Genomic DNA, 16,242 nt, shown 5'->3' with positions numbered 1-16,242 from the left:
GCCCTACTGGCGCATCGCGGTGTAGCCGAGATAGCCGGTGCCGAAGAGCGCGTAGAGCGGCTCGGGAAGTCCGTTCAGGTAGGCGTTCATACCGGCGGCGATGTCGCGCGCGGTGTCCGGCCGGAAGGCCGCAAGCACACCCATCGGCAAGGCCCAGAGGATCATCACGTACATCACGTAGAGGAAACTCGGCCGGGCGCGGCTGGTCCACGGATCGCGCGAATTGGCTTCTGCGACGATCGCCGAGAGCTGCGTCTGGATTTGCTGCAGCTCCTGCGTTCCTTGCAACGCGAGCAGCTCGAGCTTGGCCTTGTCGCGCGCGGCCTTGTCGGGAAGGACCTTGTCGATGATCGAGGCGATGGGGGCGATGAGAGATTCGAGAAGGGGCATGGTGGCTCCGTTGGTTCTCAGTAGCCTATTATTTGAACCATATAGGTTCATGTAGGAAAGCAAAATCTGCTGCCGGAATCCAACAATCGGCATTGCGCTCGCCGCCGAGCGAGGACAGAGATACCTGCATGAAGATTGCCCGCTTCGAAGCCGGCGGACGGATCGAACTCGGCGTGGTTCGCGATGGCGGCCTGATCGCGCTCGATAGCGTTGGGTTCGGCTATTTCGACATGCTGGCGCTGATCGCCGCCGGCGCCGAGGTGCTCGACGAGATCCGCCAGCGCACCGCCTCCGCGGCTCCGCACCGCCGGATCGAGGACGTCCGCCTGCTCGCACCGCTGCGGCCGGGCAAGTACCTCGCCATCGGCATGAACTACGCCAAGCACGTCGCCGAGATGGGGCACGCCGAACGGCCCAGGCATCAGTATTGGTTCAACAAGCAGACCACCTGCATCAACGGTCCGTTCGACGCGATCGACCCGGGCGTCACCGAGATGCTCGATTACGAAGTCGAGTTGGGGGTGGTCATCGGCCGCGCCGCCAAGGGTGTGAAGGCGGCCGACGCGCTCGATCACGTGTTCGGCTATCTCGTCGCCAACGACGTCTCGGCGCGCGACTGGCAGCGCCATTCGCCGACCTTCACGATGGGCAAGAGCTTTGATACCCACGGACCGATCGGCCCGTGGATCGTCACTGCCAACGAGATTCCCGACCCGCAGGCGCTGGCCTTGCGTTGCCTGGTCAACGGCGAGGTTCGCCAGCAAAGCAGCACCGCCGACATGAGCTTCAGCGTCGCCGAGCAGATCGAGTACCTGTCGACCGCCTTCACCCTGGAGCCGGGCGACCTGCTCGCCACCGGCACGCCCGAAGGCGTCGGCGCGGCGATGGACCCGCCCGGGTTCCTCCATCCGGGCGACGTCGTGCGCTGCGAGATCGACGGCATCGGCGCCCTCGAGAACCGGGTTGGGGACCGGCCGCGGTGAATCTCCGGGACTTCTATCCGCTCTATCTCAACAACAAGCCCGAGCAGCCCAATACCGACCTCGCGGTGACCGACAAGTTCACCGGCGAGGTCGCCTTCCGCACGGCGCAAGCCACCCCTGAGATCATCGACCAGGCGATCGCCGGGGCGGTACGCGCGGCCGAGCCGATGGCCAGGTTGGCAAGCTACGAGAAGCGCGACGTGCTCGACCATTGCGCCGCGCGCTTCCGCGACCGCTTCGACGAGCTCGCCTATGCGCTGTGCGTCGAGGCCGGCAAGCCGATCGGCGATTCCGAGGGCGAGGTCACCCGGCTGATCGACACCTTCCGCATCGCCGCCGAGGAATCGACGCGCAATTACGGCGAGGTCCAGCCGCTCGACATCAGTCCCCGCGCCAAGGGCTATCTCGGCATCTGGAAGCGCGTGCCGATCGGACCGTGCAGCTTCATCAGCCCGTTCAACTTCCCCCTCAATCTCGCCGCGCACAAGATCGCCCCGGCGATCGCGATGGGTTGCCCGTTCGTGATGAAGCCGGCGAGTCTGACCCCGCTCGGCGCGCTGATCATCGGCGAGGTGCTGGCCGAAACCGAGTTGCCGGAGGGCGCGTTCTCGATCCTCCCTGCGCACCGCGAAGGCGCCGACCTGTTTACCACCGACGAGCGGTTCAAGCTGCTCAGCTTCACCGGCTCGGCCGAGGTCGGCTGGGCGCTCAAGGCAAAGGCGGGCAAGAAGAAGGTCACCCTCGAGCTGGGCGGCAACGCGGCGGTGATCGTCGACCAGGACGCCGACCTCGATCACGCGCTCGAGCGGATCGTGTTCGGGGCGTTCTATCAGTCGGGGCAAAGCTGTATCGGCGTGCAGCGGATCCTCATTCACGAGGCGATCTACGATCGTTTCAAGGAGATGCTCGTCGCGAAGACCAAGACCCTCGTCGCCGGCAACCCGCACGACCGCAAGACCTTCATCGGCCCGATGATCTCGGAGAAGGAGGCGCAGCGCCTCAAGGGCTGGATCGACGAGGCCGTCGCGGCCGGCGCGACGCTGCTGTGCGGCGGCAAGCTCGATGGTGCGATGATGGAGGCGACCCTGCTCGAAAACGTGCCCGCGGGCTGCGACGCGAACAAGGAGGAGGCGTTCGGACCGCTCGCCAACCTGGCGAGGTTCTCCGACTGGAAGCAGGCGCTCGCGCAGGTCAACGCCTCGCGCTACGGGCTCCAGGCCGGCATTTTCACCGCCGACATCCACAAGGTGCTCGAGGCGTGGGACACGCTCGAGGTCGGCGGGGTGGTGGTCAACGACATCTCGTCGTACCGGGTCGACAACATGCCCTACGGCGGAGTGAAGGACTCCGGCCTCGGCCGCGAGGGCATTCGCTTCGCGATGGAGGACATGAGCGAGATCAGGAACCTGATCATACGCCGCAAGGTCTGAAATCCACTGGTCGGGACGACAGGATTCGAACCTGCGACCCCCACACCCCCAGTGTGATGCGCTACCAGGCTGCGCTACGTCCCGAGCCAGTGGAGCGGCGCCTATAAGCGCGAGGGCAGGGCAAGGCAAGCGGGGCAAGGCGGGGCTTCCAATTGCCAGCCCAGACCTTTGCTGCTAGTCGCCGCCGGCTTGAGGGAGGGGCCGGACCCGGCCCCTTGAACCGCCGCTGGAAAAGACGATCTCACACCTGATGGGCCATCACCACCATGCTTGAAATGCTTTCCGCCGCCGCTGCTCAGGGAGCCGCGCCGGGCTGGACCGGATTCCTGCCGATCATCGGTATGGTCGCGATCTTCTGGTTCCTGCTGATCCGCCCGCAGATGCGCCAGCAGAAGCAGCACCGCGAGAAGGTCGCGGGAGTCAAGAAGGGCGACCAGGTGGTCACCGCCGGCGGCCTCGTAGGCAAAGTCACCCGGGTCGACGACGCCTATGTCGAGATCGAGATCGCCCAGGGCGTCAAGGTCAAGGCCGTGAAGAGCACGATCGGCGACATCATCCCGCCCGGCGGCACGCCGGCAAACGACTGACGGACGCACCGAACCGATGCTAGATTTTCCCGTCTGGAAGCGAATCTGGGTGTGGGCGCTGACCCTGATCGTCGCCGCCTGCTCGCTGCCGACGCTGGTTACCCAGCTCGGCGGGACCTGGCCCAGCCAGTTGCCCAGCCCGCAAGTCAACCTCGGCCTCGACCTTGCCGGCGGCAGCCAGCTGCTGCTCGAGGCACAACCCTCGGACGTCGCCAAGCAACGCCTGGAGACGATGAACGAGACCGTTCGCACCAGGATGCGCGACGCCAAGCCGCGCATCCAGATCGGCGACGTCTCCACGGCCAACGGCCGGCTCAGCTTTCTGCTTGAGGACCCGTCACAGCTCGACGCCGCGCGCGAGGCCCTTCTTCCCGCGCTCAACGGCACCGGCTCCGTGCGCGAATGGGACCTGCAGGTGGTCGATGGCAGCCGCTTCGTGCTGAGCCAGACGCAGCAAGGGCTCGATCAGGCGGTCACCCAGGCGATGGACAGCGCGACCGAGGTGGTCCGCAAGCGCATCGACGCGCTCGGTACGCGCGAGCCGACCATCGTGCGCGAAGGCGCCAAGCGCATCATGGTCCAGGTACCGGGCCTGCAGAACCCGCAGCAGCTGAAGGACCTTCTCGGCAAGACCGCCGAGCTCGAATTCAAGCTGGTCGACACTACCGCGCTGCAGTCGGACATCGCGCAGGGGATCGTCCCGCCGGGCGACGAGATCGTTCCCTATGCGCCGGGCACGCCGGGCGCCGGAACCTCGATCGCGGTCAAGCGGCTTGGCGGCATTCGCGGCGACACGCTGACCAATGCCCAGCAGACCAATGAGCCGCAAACCAACGAGCCGGTGGTCAGCATCCAGTTCAACGGCCAGGGTGCGGACAAGTTCGGCCGCCTGACCACCGAGAACGTCAACAAGCCCTTCGCCATCATTCTCGACGGCCAGGTGCTTTCGGCGCCGAACATCAACGAGCCGATCCTCGGCGGCAGCGCGATCATCTCCGGCAGCTTCACGACCCAGAGCGCCAACGAGCTGGCCATCCAGCTGCGTTCGGGCGCCTTGCCGGTCAAACTGACGGTCGTCGACGAAAGCACCGTAAGCGCCGAGCTTGGCGCGGATTCGATTCACAAGGGCGCGATCGCGATGCTCGTCGGCACGGTCATCATCGTGCTGCTGATCGCCGCCGCCTATGGCCGCTTCGGGATCTATGCCGATCTCGCAGTAATCATCAACGTGCTGATGATCCTCGGCGTCATGGCGGTGTTCGACACCACGCTGACCTTGCCCGGCATCGCCGGCTTCGTGCTCACCATCGGCACCGCGGTGGACGCCAACGTCTTGATCAACGAGCGCATCCGCGAGGAGCGCCGGCGAGGCCGCAAGCCGTTCCAGGCGGTCGATCTCGGCTACAAGGAAGCCAGCCGGACGATCTTCGACGCCAACATCACCCACGTGATCGCGGCAACGCTGATGTTCATGTTCGGCTCCGGGCCGATCAAGGGCTTCGCGGTGGTGCTGATGATCGGCATCGTCACCTCGGTGTTCACCGCCGTTTACCTCACCCGCATGTGGGTGGCGCTGTGGCTGCGCAGGGCGCGCCCGGCGGATATCAACATCTAGAGGCCTGCAACCATGCGCCTGCTCAAGCTCGTCCCCGACAACACCAATGTCCACTTTCTCAAGTGGCAGTGGCCGACGACGATTGTCAGCGTGCTGCTGATGATCGCCAGCTGGACGCTCGTGTTCACCGAAGGACTCAACTACGGCGTGGACTTCGTCGGCGGGCAGATGATCCGCGTGACCTTCACCCAAAGCGCCAACGCGCCGGTCGCGGCGCTGCGCGGCGAGATCGAAAAGCTTGGTTACGGCGAGCCGGTGATCCAGCGAGTCGGCAACCCCAATGAGGTGTCGATCCGCATGCGCCTGCCGCACGGGGCGGAATCGAATCCGGGCCTTTCGGACCAAATGGTCAAGGTCATCCGGGCCGATCTGAAGTCGCACCACCCGGATGCCCGCGTGGATGGGGTGGACTCGGTTTCGGGCAAGGTGTCGGGTGAACTCAAATGGACCGCTTTCAAGGCGCTTGGCTTCGCCGCGCTCGCCATCTCGATCTACATCTGGTTCCGCTTCGAATGGCAGTTCGGCGTCGGCGCCCTCGTCAGCCTGGTGCACGACGTCTCGCTGACAATGGGGCTGTTCGCGGTCACCCAGATGGAGTTCGACCTGACGATCGTCGCCGCGATCCTGACCATCCTCGGCTATTCGCTCAACGACACCATCGTCGTCTACGACCGAATACGCGAGAACCTGAAGAAGTACCGCCGCATGCCGATGAACGAGCTGCTCGACTTGTCGGTCAACGAGACGCTCGCGCGCACTATCATGGTGGCGGCGACGATGCTGATCACCCTGACCGCGTTGCTGGTGCTCGGGCCGAAGGTGATCTTCGGCTTCTCGGCGGCGCTGATCGTTGGCATCGTCGTCGCTACCTACAGCTCGATCTACGCGGCTGCGCCGATGCTAACCTGGCTCGGCGTGACCGGGCAGAGCTTCGTCGCCACCGAGACCGCGGTGGACCGCCAGGAAAAGCTCGCCCGCGGCGAGAGCTAAGCGATTACTGGCGAATAGATCCGGTCGAGGGTCTCGGCGTGCGCCGGCCAGCTGAACCGCTCCACCGCCGCGGCGACGGCTTCGCGGTCGGGTGCGTCCGACAATAGCGCCTGCACCGCGGCAGCGATGGCGGCCGGCTCGCGCGCCACGATCCGGCCCGCCTCGGGCGCTGTCAGCAGTTCGCGCGCGCCGCCGGCGTCGCTGATCACCAACGGGCAGCCGCAGGCGAGCGCTTCGACCCAGGCGTTGGCCAGCCCTTCGCTCTCCGAGGGCAGTACCATCGCATCGGCGGCCGAGAGCACCACCGGCAGCAGCGTGTGGTCGAGCGAGCCGAGGAAATGCACCCGTTCGGCCACGCCGAGGTCGAACGCCAGCTCGTGCAGCTTGTCGCGATCCGGCCCGGTGCCGACGAGAAGCAGCTGCGCCGCGCGAAGCAAGGGCAGGGCGCGGATGACGAGTTCCTGCCCCTTGCGCGGGATCAGCGCGCCGACGGTGACCAGCAGCGCGGCGCCGGCCGGCAGCTCGAAGCCGAAATGCGCGGCGGCGCGCCGGCGGCACTCGATCCGGTCGAGCGGGCGGAACAAGTCGCGGTCAAGACCGGTCGTGTGGATGCGGATCTTGTCGCGCGGCAGGCCAAGCGCCGCCATGTCGTCGGCCAGCGCCTGCGATACCGCGAGCAGCACGGCGGCCCGGCCGGCGGCCTCGCGCATTTGCCGCAAGGCATAGCCGCGCGTGCCCCAATACGAGATATCAGCACCGCGGGCCTTGATCGCCAGCGGCAGACCGAGCGCCTCGGCGATCCGTGCTGCTGCCGGCCCGTCGGGATAGAAAAACTGTGCGTCGACCAGGTCGAAAGGCTCATCGGCGTGGAGCCGGTGCGCGAGAGGCAGCACCGCGCGGGCGATCAGGCGCGGATTGAACGCCGCGCCGTAGCGCGGGATCAGCGGGAACGTCGGGCGATGCACGTCGACCCGGTGCTCGATGCCTTCAACCGCCGCTTCGGCAAGTGCGCGGTAGCGGCCGAAGCGCACCGGCGGCACGCCGATCGGGTTGATTACCGTGACCCGCCAGTCGCCGCGCGCCGCCAGCGCCTCAAGGCTGCGCGCGACGAAGGTGCCGAAGCGCGGGGTCGAGGCGTTGGGATAGAGCGTCGCGAGCGACAGCAGGCGCTTCACAGTTTGCGGACCAGCATTTCCGCCACCGCCAGCCAGCCGGGGTTGTCGATCACCTGCTGGCGTTGCCCGGCGCCCGGCGGGAGAAGGCCGACCAGAGTGCCCTTGCGATCGATCAGCCGGCCGAAGGCGAAGCGACCGCCGCTGCGCGGCACGAGGACATCGCGGTTGATCATCCTTGGCGCCTCGTCGGGCGGAAGCTGGCGCAGCCACAATTGGTCGCCCGCGCGATATTCGCCTTGCGCAGCGTCGACGGTCAGACAAACGAGCGCCGCACCCGCGTCGAGGTCGGTCGGCAGGATCGCATCCCGCGGTGCGGTCAGCGGCTCGGGCCCGGCTTCGGTCAGCCGAGCGACGATCTGCGGTTGCGCCGCTTCGCTGCCCTTGAGCAGCATCTCTGGCTCGACCCCGAGCGCGGCGGCGATCTTGTTCATCCAGCCGAGGGAGAGATTGCGCATCCCGGTTTCGAGCCGGCCGATGGTCTGCGCGGTGGTCGGCGGGACGCATGCGGCAGCCACATCGGCCAGCGTCATGCCCTTCTCTTTGCGCACGTCGCGGATGCGGTTGATCACGGACGATCTCCTATAACCAATCAGGTTATTTCTCTTTCCTACATGAACCGAGTTTGTCAAGGCTGTGCTCAACTTGAGTCACAGGAGGAGATTCGCATGAAGCAACATCTCGTCGAACGCGAACTGACCAGCGAGGGGCCCCGGACGCGTGACGGCGTGGCGCCACGGCGTCGGAGCGTCACGGTCAACCTCGCCGAATCGCCACTCACCTGGCTGCACGCCCGCGGCCATCTCGACGACCGGCTGTTCGCCGCCGGCGAGTGCCTCCGCGCAGATTACGAACGCGCCCAGTTGGGCCCAAGCGTCACCATGCGGTGGGAAGCGGTTCGCATCCGCGGCACAAACGGCAACGGGCTGGCGCCGGGCGAGCGGCAATTCGCAGCCCGCCAGCGTTTCGACGGCGCTATCGCCGCCGCGGGCAAGGGGCTGGAGGACATCCTCTGGCGAGTGGTATGCGCGTGCGAGACCGTTAGCTCAGCGGAGAAGGCGCTCGAATGGCCCGCGCGCAGCGGCAAGCTGTTGCTCAGGATCGCGCTCGAGCGGGTCGCCGACTTCTACCGGATCGGGTGAGCTGACGCGTCCGCCTTGGACCGTGTCAACGTGTCAACTTCGCCGGCTGTCCTGCGCCGAAAGCAGGCGCCCGGTGCGCCAGGTCTGGGTGAGGAAGATCGCCAGCAGGATCGCGGAAAAGCCGCCGACGAACAGGTCGAAGCCGCTGAAGCCCGGCAGTACGTTGGCGTCCGGCCCAGCAATGAACATCGTGATCGTCAGCACGACCAGGACCAGGCGCAGCTCGGTAGGTCCGCCCCCGAGGTGCGACAGGGGAAAATCGCCCATGACCTTGGCGATGAGGAAGGTGTTCACGGCCAGCAGCAGGTAGCTGGTGAGCGAGAACAGCGCGATGTCGACCCGCACGTAGGGACTCGCCCCCATCCCGCCGAGGATCAGCAGAATCGCCAGCCCGTCGCAGCTGTGGTCGATGAAATAGCCGTAGCGCGGCCGTTCGATCCGCCTGAACCGCGCCAGGCTGCCGTCGAGCGAATCGCCGAACCAGTGGACGAAATAGCCCGTCACGGCGAGCCACAGCCACGCCGGGTTGGCGTTGCTCATTGCATAGGCGACGAAGATCACCGCCGCGGCGACGAGCGCCAGCGAGGTCAGCATGTCGGGCGTGACCCAGCGCGGCAACCGTGCGCACAGCCAGTTCAGCAAGTGTCGCTCGGCGCGGGAAAGCACGGTCTGCTGAATGCGATTGAGTTGCGGGGCCATTGCCTGGGGGTGGCTCATGCGCGGACCCTCGGCGCATCGCGGCCACGCCGCAAGCGAATTGTTACAAAACGATTTCAGCCTTCGAGCAGTTCGGCGAGGGCGAGCCAGCGTTCTTCCGCCGTGGCTTTCTCCGCGCGCGCGGCGTCGAGCGCCTTGAGAACCTGCTCGAACCGTGCGGGATTGCGTGTGAACAGTTCCGCGTCGGAGAGTGCCGCCTCGCCGCGGGCGATTTCCGCCTCAAGCTGCTCGATCCGCGCTGGCAGGAGATCGTAGTCGCGCTGGTCCTTGTAGGAGAGCTTGGCGGGCTTGGGGGATGGCGGAGACGCAGGTGGCGGCGGCGCGGTTTCGGCCTTATGCGGCTTCTTCGCCGGAGCGGCGAGTGTCATTCGCTTGGCCTCCCAGTCCTCGTACCCGCCCGCGACGATGTCGACCGTGCCCGAGCCGTCGAGGCCGAGCGTCACCGTCACCGTCCGGTCGAGGAAATCGCGGTCGTGGCTGACGATCAACACGGTGCCTTCGTAGTCGGCGATCACTTCCTGCAGCAGGTCGAGCGTCTCGAGGTCGAGGTCGTTGGTCGGCTCGTCGAGCACCAGCAGGTTGCTGGCCTTGGCGAATTCGCGCGCCAGGAGCAGGCGAGAGCGCTCGCCGCCGGAGAGCACGCCGACTTTCATGTCGACGATTGCCGGATCGAACAGAAATTCCTTGAGGTAGCCCTGCACGTGCTTGCGGTGCCCACGCACGTCGATCCAGTCGCCACCCTCGGCGAGGATCTGGCGCACCGTCCGCTCGGGCTGCATCAGGGCGCGCTGCTGGTCGATCATCACGCCCTTGAGCGTCTTCGCCAGCGTGACCTCGCCCTCGTCGGGGGCCAGTTCCCCGGTGAGCAGCTTGAGCAACGTGGTCTTGCCTGCGCCGTTGGCGCCGACGAGGCCGATCCGGTCGCCACGCTGGATGCGCAAGGTGAAGTCGCGGATGATCGTGCGGTCGCCATAGCGCTTGGTCACGTGTTCGGCGTTGATGACCGTCTTCGAGCGCGATTCGTCGTCGGTCGCCAGCGCCAGTTTGGCGGCGCCTTGCGGATTGAGCATTGCCGCCCGCTGGGTGCGCATCTTGTGGAGCTGCTCGAGACGACCCTGGTTGCGCTTGCGCCGCGCGGTCACGCCGCGCTCGAGCCAGTGCGCCTCAATCTTGAGCCGGGCGTCCAGCTTTTCGGCCGCGCGCGCTTCCTCCGCATAGACCTGCTCTTCCCATGCCTCGTAGCCGCCAAAGCCGACCTCCTTGCGCCGCAGGCTGCCGCGATCGAGCCACAGCGTCGCTCGCGTCAGCCGCTTGAGGAAGGTGCGGTCGTGGCTGATGACGATGAACGCGCCCTTGTGGCGCGAGAGCCAGGCTTCAAGCCATTCGATGGCCGACAAGTCGAGGTGGTTGGTCGGCTCGTCGAGCAGCAGCAGGTTGGGCGCCTGCGCCAGCGCGCGGGCCAGCGCTGCCCGGCGTCGCTCGCCGCCGCTGGCAGTGGCCGCCTCGCGGTCCAAGTCGATGCCGAGCTGGCCGGCGATCGCTTCGACTTCGTGCCGCTGCGGCGCGTCGTCGCCTTTCAGCGCAAAGTCCATCAGCGTGGCGTTGCCGGCGAAGTCGGGATCCTGCTCGAGCAGCACGATGCGCGTGCCGGGCTTGATCTTGCGAGTCCCCCGGTCGGCTTCGATGCGGTTCGAGATCAGTCGCAGCAGAGTGGTCTTGCCGACGCCGTTGCGCCCGATCAGCGCCAGCCGGTCGCGCGGCCCGACGTGCAGGTCGAGGCTCTCGAACAGCCAGCGCCCGCCTTGCTGCAGACCGAGGCCTTCCCAGGAGAGGATCGGGGGTTCCGCCATTGAGCGGCGCGCCTAGCGGCTGCAGAAGGGCGGAACAACCCGGTTCACCGCTGCGTAATCACTGCGAGGGCAGCTGCTGCTGCAAAGGAGAGATCGATGATCCGTTATGCCATTCCCCTGCTTGCGATGAGCGCGCTTGCCGCGCCCGCCGCGGCCGCCGAAGTGCAAATCCAGGCCCAGGCCCCGGTGGTCGAACTGTCGGTCAGCGAAACGGTCAATTCGGCGCCCGACATCGCCCAGGTCGGCACCGGCGTGACGACCCGCGCGCGGACCGCCAAGGACGCCGTCCGCCTCAACGCCGCCGCGATGCAGAAGGTTGTCGACCGGCTCAAGGCGCTCGGCATCGCCGCCAAGGACATCCAGACGTCGAACTTCAACCTCAACGCGCAGTTCAATTATCCGAACGGCGGCGGCACGCCGGTATTCGCCGGTTACGAGGCGAGCAACCAGGTTTCGGCGAAAGTGCGCCAGGTCGACAAAGTCGGTGACGTCCTCGATGCGCTGGTCGCCGCCGGCGCCAACAACATCAGCGGCCCGACCTTCATGCTCGACGACGATGGCGCCCCGCAGCAGGCGGCGCGCAACAAGGCCTTCCAGCGTGGTAGTTCGATGGCACAGGACTATGCGCGGATGGCGGGCTACACCGGCGTGCGGCTGCTCGAAGTCTCGGAAAACGTACAGAGCCGCGGCCCGCTTCCGCCCATGCCTTATGCCGTGCGCGCCGAGGCGGCCGACGCGAAGACCCCGATCGAGGCAGGCGAGGTCGGCACCACGGTCAGCCTCACCTTGAAGTACGAAATGACCCGGTGAGCAGAGCGCTCAGCCTGAACGCACCCCGCAATTGACATTCACAACTTGTTCAAAGCGGTACCGCTAGGCACAAGCGCATGATGCGCAGGCTGTTGACCCTTGCTGTGACCGGTGCGCTGCTGGCGGGCGGATTTTCCGCCACGCCCGCGCTCGCCCAGCAGAAGCGCGGTGACCAGGAAAGCGCGCGCAAGGAAATGCGCGCCGGCAACCTGCTCACCTTGCGCGAGATCGAACGCATGGTCGTGCCGCAGATCGAAAACCGCGGCAGCATCGAATACCTGACGCCCGAATTCATCGAAGCGGCTCGCGCCTATCGCCTGAAGTTCATCGATAACGCGAGGGGCCAGGTCATCTGGGTCGACGTCGACGGCCGGACCGGCCGGATTCTCAGGATCTCGAAATAACGTTTGCGAAACGGACCGCCTGTTGACGCGTTCATGTTTCGGCCCCATTTCGAGGCCGCGACACTACAGGGGACCGGTGAATGCGCATCCTAATCGTTGAGGACGAGCCGACCCTGGGCCAACAGCTCAAGAGCACGCTCGAACAGAACGGCTATGCGGTGGACTTGTCCACCGACGGCGAAGACGGCCATTTTCTCGGCTCGACCGAAGACTACGACGCGGCGATTCTCGACCTCGGCCTGCCCGAGATCGACGGTCTCACCGTGCTCGGCATGTGGCGCAAGGAGGGGCGCAACTTCCCCGTCCTGGTGCTCACAGCGCGCGACAGCTGGTCGGACAAGGTCGCCGGACTAGATGCCGGGGCCGACGATTACCTCGCCAAGCCGTTCCAGACCGAGGAGCTGATCGCCCGCCTGCGCGCGCTGATCCGCCGGGCCGCGGGCAACGCCAGTTCCGAACTCACCGCGGGGGACGTGCGGCTGGATACCCGTTCGGGCCGGGTGACCCGTGCCGGCGAGCCGGTCAAGCTGACGGCGCAGGAATACAAGCTGCTGAGCTACCTGATGCACCACAAGGGCAAGGTGGTCAGCCGCACCGAACTGATCGAGCACATCTACGATCAGGATTTCGACCGCGATTCGAACACGATCGAGGTCTTCGTCACCCGGATTCGCAAGAAGCTGGGCGCCAATGTCATCACCACCATCCGTGGACTCGGTTATAGCCTCGACGATCCCGACGAACCGCCGCGCGAATAGCGCCGCTCCCGCGGGCGAAGCGCCGGCGAAAGCGTCCGGCGCGCCAGCGGAGGCGGCGTCGGCGGGCGCTCCTGCTGCCGTGCCCCACACCGGCAGCCTGTCGCGGCGGATGATCCTGATCGCGGCAGGGTGGATAACCATCCTGTTGCTGCTCGGCGGCCTTGCCCTGAACCGCACGCTTACCAACCTCCTCAATCGCCAGTTCGACGAGCAGCTCGGCTATGTCCTGACCGCGATGATCGGCTCGGCCGAGCTCTATCCGGATGGCGATGTCTATTTTACCCGACCGCTCGGCGATCAGCGCTTCCTCGAGCCGAACAGCGGCGTCTACTGGCAGATCACCGGCGAGGGACACGAGCCGTTCCCGTCGCAATCGCTGTGGGATCGCACCCTCAAGAGCCCCGTCAAGGGCTTCGTCAAGGAACCGCTCTACTACGATTCGTACCAGTTCGCGGGCGAACCGCTGCGGGTCGTCGAACGCTCGGTCATGCTCCCCGGGAGCAAGACACATTGGCGGTTCATGGTAGCGAGCGCGCGAAGCGAGGTCGATCAGCAGATCGCCAACGTCCGGGCGATCCTCGCCTGGTCGTTCGCGGTGCTCGGCATCGGGCTGTTCCTGATGGCGATGCTGCAGACATGGTACGGCCTCAGCCCGCTGCGCCGCGTGCGCCAGGCGATCGCCCATATTCGCACGACGGGCACCAACCGCGTGACCGATCCGCTGCCGCTGGAAGTGCAGCCGATGGTCGAGGAGCTCAACGCCTTGCTGGCGCATTCCGAGCAGCAGGCCGAGGAAGCGCGCACCCACGCCGGCAACCTCGCCCATGCGCTGAAGACGCCGCTGACCGTGTTGACCAACGCCGCCAGTGCGCACTCGCCCGACCTCGACTGTACCGTGCTGCGCGAGGCGACGGTGATGCGTCGCCAGGTGGACCACCACTTGGCGCGCGCCCGCGCGGTGGGCCGCCGCGCGACCGGGCTCGCGCGGGCCAACGTGATGCAGAGCGCCGCAGGGGTCGAAGGCGCCGTCGCCCGGCTTTATCCCGCCGTGCGCTTTGACATCGATGGCTCGAAAACCGCGGAAGTTGCGCTCGAGCGGCAGGACCTTGACGAAATCCTCGGCAACCTGATCGAGAACGCCGCCAAGTACGGGGGCGGCAGCGTCTTCGTCACCGTCGACCCCGAGCCCGACGAGGCGCTCTGCTCGGTCTGGATCGAGGACGATGGGATCGGCATTCCGCAGGAGCAGCGCGGTGACCTGTTCAGGCGCGGCGCACGGCTCGACACCAACAAGCCGGGCACCGGCCTCGGCCTCGCGATCGTTCGCGACGTGGCCAAGATCTACGGCGGCACCGTCGACCTCGACGAGAGCGAGGACCTCGGCGGGCTGCTTGTGAGGCTACGTTTGCCGCGCGCACCGGCGGTCCGCTGAAGACCTGGGTTCAGGCCCGATACAACCGGCCTCTCCTACTCTTGGCGCACAACGACGATCAGGAGAGGTCCCATGAAAAGCTCCATCCTGCGCTTCGCGCTCATCGGCGGCGCGGCGCTTGCCGTCGGCGGGTGCACCACCGACGGCTATGGCGGCTACGGCTACACCGGCCTGTCGTACGGCTACGCAAGTCCGTACTATGGATGGTACGACGACTACTATTACCCTGGCACCGGCTATTACGTGTACGAGCGCTCGGGCGCGCGGCATCGCTGGAGCGACAGCCAGCGGCACTATTGGCAGTCGCGCCGGGGCGGCGGCGATCATCATGAAAATTGGAACGGCTATCACCGAGATGGCGGCCAGGACTCGAGCGGAGGGAATCGCAGCCATCGTGACGGCGATCACAACCGCGGCGGTGACCACCACTCCGGCGATCACGAGCGCCACGGCTCGAGGGGCGGACACCACCCCGGCCATGATCGAAATGGCTCAAACGATCCTGGCTCCGGCGACAGCGGGCGTCATCACCACCACTAGACAGCGCGCGGGTTAGCCTCGCTGCGCGCGCTGGTGGTGGCGGATCACTTCGTCGATCACGAAGCGGATGAACTTCTCGCTGAATTCAGGGTCGAGGTCGGCTTCCTCGGCCAGGCTGCGCAAGCGCTTGATCTGCTGCTCCTCGCGTCCGGGGTCGGCCGGGGCCATGCCGGTGCGCGCCTTGTAGGCACCGACTTCCTTGGTGATGCGGAAGCGCTCGGCGAGCATATGGATCAGCGCGGCATCGATGTTGTCGATGCTCTTGCGGAAGCCCGCGAGCACTTCGTCGGGTTTCTGGTCGTTCGCCTGGGCAGCCATAGGCCGGCGACGCTAGCAGCGATTCCGCGCTTGCCAAGCGCCCGTTGCAGCGCCAAGTGCGCCCCATGAGCGCCGAGGTCGTCCCGCTTCCCCGCAAAGAGCCGACGCTGGCGCCGATCCTTAACTTGACCGCCACGGCGATGAACGCGGTCAATGCGACCATCCTCGACCGGATGCAGAGCGAGATCCCGCTGATCCCCGCGCTCGCCGGCCACCTGATCGCGGGCGGCGGCAAGCGCATGCGGCCGATGCTCACGCTCGCCGGGGCGGAGCTGGTCGGCTACAACGGCACGCGCCACCACAAGCTCGCCGCGGCGGTCGAATTCATTCACACCGCCACCCTCCTGCACGACGACGTCGTCGACGGTTCGGAGCAGCGCCGCGGCAAGTCGGCGGCGAACATCGTCTTCGGCAACCCGGCGACGGTGCTGGTCGGCGACTTCCTGTTCTCCCGCGCGTTCGAACTGATGGTCGAGGACGGCAGCCTCAAGGTGCTCAAGATTCTCAGCGGCGCGAGCGCGATCATTGCCCAGGGCGAGGTCGACCAGCTCACCGCCCAGCGCAAGATCGAGACCAGCGAAGAGCGCTACCTGCACATCATCGGCGCCAAGACCGCCGCGCTGTTCGCCGCCGCCAGCCGCATCGCCGCGGTCGTCGCCGAATGCGGCGCGGCCGAGGAGCAGGCGCTCGACGATTACGGCCGCAATCTCGGCATCGCCTTCCAGCTGGTCGACGACGCGATCGATTACGACACCGGCACCGCCGACATGGGCAAGGACCGCGGCGACGACTTCCGCGAAGGCAAGATGACCTTGCCGGTAATCCTCGCCTACGCCCGCGGTGCGGACGAGGAACGGCGCTTCTGGGAAGACGCGATTGCCGGCTTCCGCACCGAGGACGAGGACTTCGCCCACGCGGTCGACCTGATCCGCCGCCACGACGCGATCGCTGCCACCCGCGAGCGCGCGCGGCACTTCGCTCAGCGCGCCTGCGACGCGCTGTCGATCTTCCGTGACGGCCGTGCGAGGGCAGCGATGATCGAGGCGGCGCAGTTCGCGGTTAGCCGGGGTTACTGACGCCCGCCATTTCGATAAGGCAGGACTG

Annotated in this window: 18 protein-coding genes and 1 tRNA gene; 12 read left to right on the top strand and 7 right to left on the bottom strand. The window is 66.6% G+C overall.

Annotated features, from left to right (window positions below):
- Positions 1–3: 3 nt before the first annotated feature.
- Positions 4–390 (bottom strand): holin family protein, encoded by a 387-nt coding sequence (locus G7B69_RS03070; RefSeq protein ID WP_166175958.1) that lies wholly within the window; start codon positions 388–390, stop codon positions 4–6.
- Between the two features lie 128 nt (positions 391–518).
- On the opposite strand from G7B69_RS03070, the gene G7B69_RS03065 reads away from it, so the two are divergent.
- Both G7B69_RS03065 and G7B69_RS03060 read left to right on the top strand, forming a co-directional pair.
- Complete coding sequence (locus tag G7B69_RS03065; RefSeq protein ID WP_166175956.1) at positions 519–1,373, top strand: fumarylacetoacetate hydrolase family protein; 855 nt, start codon at positions 519–521, stop codon at positions 1,371–1,373.
- Positions 1,370–2,803, top strand: coding sequence for an aldehyde dehydrogenase family protein (locus G7B69_RS03060; protein WP_166175954.1), 1,434 nt, complete (start codon positions 1,370–1,372; stop codon positions 2,801–2,803). Before G7B69_RS03065 ends, G7B69_RS03060 begins: the two co-directional genes overlap by 4 nt.
- A 7-nt stretch (positions 2,804–2,810) precedes the next feature.
- Here the strand turns inward: G7B69_RS03060 and G7B69_RS03055 are convergent.
- Positions 2,811–2,887, bottom strand: a tRNA-Pro gene (locus tag G7B69_RS03055).
- A 182-nt stretch (positions 2,888–3,069) separates the two neighbouring features.
- Here G7B69_RS03055 and yajC point away from each other — a divergent pair.
- The 3 genes from yajC to secF are packed head-to-tail and all read left to right on the top strand — an operon-like array spanning position 3,070 to position 5,995.
- Complete coding sequence (gene yajC / locus G7B69_RS03050; protein WP_207785935.1) at positions 3,070–3,390, top strand: preprotein translocase subunit YajC; 321 nt, start codon at positions 3,070–3,072, stop codon at positions 3,388–3,390.
- Between the two features lie 16 nt (positions 3,391–3,406).
- Positions 3,407–5,005, top strand: coding sequence for a protein translocase subunit SecD (gene secD / locus G7B69_RS03045; protein ID WP_166175951.1), 1,599 nt, complete (start codon positions 3,407–3,409; stop codon positions 5,003–5,005).
- Positions 5,006–5,017: 12 nt separating this feature from the next.
- Positions 5,018–5,995, top strand: coding sequence for a protein translocase subunit SecF (gene secF, locus G7B69_RS03040; protein ID WP_166175949.1), 978 nt, complete (start codon positions 5,018–5,020; stop codon positions 5,993–5,995).
- Here the strand turns inward: secF and G7B69_RS03035 are convergent.
- The gene (locus G7B69_RS03035) at positions 5,992–7,170 is read right to left on the bottom strand and encodes a glycosyltransferase (RefSeq protein ID WP_166175947.1); all 1,179 of its coding nucleotides are present in this window, start codon (positions 7,168–7,170) and stop codon (positions 5,992–5,994) included. The two genes, secF and G7B69_RS03035, sit on opposite strands and share 4 nt — an antisense overlap.
- Complete coding sequence (locus G7B69_RS03030) at positions 7,167–7,739, bottom strand: helix-turn-helix domain-containing protein (RefSeq protein ID WP_166175945.1); 573 nt, start codon at positions 7,737–7,739, stop codon at positions 7,167–7,169. The genes G7B69_RS03035 and G7B69_RS03030 overlap by 4 nt, the downstream gene beginning before the upstream one ends.
- A gap of 96 nt (positions 7,740–7,835) precedes the next feature.
- Between G7B69_RS03030 and G7B69_RS03025 the strand changes: the two genes are divergently transcribed.
- A complete protein-coding gene (locus G7B69_RS03025; protein ID WP_166175943.1) occupies positions 7,836–8,309 on the top strand; it encodes a DUF6456 domain-containing protein in 474 nt (157 codons plus the stop codon).
- A gap of 33 nt (positions 8,310–8,342) precedes the next feature.
- On the opposite strand, the gene G7B69_RS03020 is transcribed toward G7B69_RS03025, so the two are convergent.
- Both G7B69_RS03020 and G7B69_RS03015 read right to left on the bottom strand, forming a co-directional pair.
- Positions 8,343–9,026 carry a CDP-alcohol phosphatidyltransferase family protein gene (locus G7B69_RS03020; RefSeq protein ID WP_166175941.1) on the bottom strand — a complete coding sequence of 228 codons (684 nt, stop codon included), beginning with the start codon at positions 9,024–9,026 and terminating at the stop codon, positions 8,343–8,345.
- A 56-nt stretch (positions 9,027–9,082) separates the two neighbouring features.
- Complete coding sequence (locus G7B69_RS03015; RefSeq protein ID WP_166175939.1) at positions 9,083–10,876, bottom strand: ABC-F family ATP-binding cassette domain-containing protein; 1,794 nt, start codon at positions 10,874–10,876, stop codon at positions 9,083–9,085.
- Positions 10,877–10,972: 96 nt separating this feature from the next.
- Between G7B69_RS03015 and G7B69_RS03010 the strand changes: the two genes are divergently transcribed.
- The 5 genes from G7B69_RS03010 to G7B69_RS16675 all read left to right on the top strand — a co-directional run bounded on the left by G7B69_RS03010 (position 10,973) and on the right by G7B69_RS16675 (position 14,820).
- Positions 10,973–11,686 (top strand): SIMPL domain-containing protein, encoded by a 714-nt coding sequence (locus tag G7B69_RS03010; protein WP_166175937.1) that lies wholly within the window; start codon positions 10,973–10,975, stop codon positions 11,684–11,686.
- A 77-nt stretch (positions 11,687–11,763) separates the two neighbouring features.
- The gene (locus G7B69_RS03005; RefSeq protein ID WP_243415005.1) at positions 11,764–12,090 is read left to right on the top strand and encodes a hypothetical protein; all 327 of its coding nucleotides are present in this window, start codon (positions 11,764–11,766) and stop codon (positions 12,088–12,090) included.
- Positions 12,091–12,170: 80 nt separating this feature from the next.
- The gene (locus G7B69_RS03000; RefSeq protein ID WP_166175935.1) at positions 12,171–12,848 is read left to right on the top strand and encodes a response regulator transcription factor; all 678 of its coding nucleotides are present in this window, start codon (positions 12,171–12,173) and stop codon (positions 12,846–12,848) included.
- On the top strand, positions 12,781–14,280 hold the full coding sequence (locus tag G7B69_RS02995) for a sensor histidine kinase (RefSeq protein ID WP_166175933.1): 1,500 nt from the start codon (positions 12,781–12,783) through the stop codon (positions 14,278–14,280). The genes G7B69_RS03000 and G7B69_RS02995 overlap by 68 nt, the downstream gene beginning before the upstream one ends.
- 72 nt (positions 14,281–14,352) lie before the next feature.
- A complete protein-coding gene (locus G7B69_RS16675; RefSeq protein ID WP_207785934.1) occupies positions 14,353–14,820 on the top strand; it encodes a hypothetical protein in 468 nt (155 codons plus the stop codon).
- 12 nt (positions 14,821–14,832) lie between these two features.
- On the opposite strand, the gene G7B69_RS02985 is transcribed toward G7B69_RS16675, so the two are convergent.
- Positions 14,833–15,138, bottom strand: coding sequence for a chorismate mutase (locus tag G7B69_RS02985; protein ID WP_166175931.1), 306 nt, complete (start codon positions 15,136–15,138; stop codon positions 14,833–14,835).
- 65 nt (positions 15,139–15,203) lie between these two features.
- On the opposite strand from G7B69_RS02985, the gene G7B69_RS02980 reads away from it, so the two are divergent.
- On the top strand, positions 15,204–16,214 hold the full coding sequence (locus G7B69_RS02980) for a polyprenyl synthetase family protein (protein WP_166175929.1): 1,011 nt from the start codon (positions 15,204–15,206) through the stop codon (positions 16,212–16,214).
- Positions 16,215–16,242 lie beyond the last annotated feature (28 nt).

Origin of the sequence: Croceibacterium segetis, from assembly GCF_011320115.1 — a bacterium.
GTDB lineage: Bacteria > Pseudomonadota > Alphaproteobacteria > Sphingomonadales > Sphingomonadaceae > Croceibacterium_B > Croceibacterium_B segetis.
Note: the sequence above shows the minus strand (reverse complement) of the source record. Positions and strands in the feature narration are given on the sequence as shown.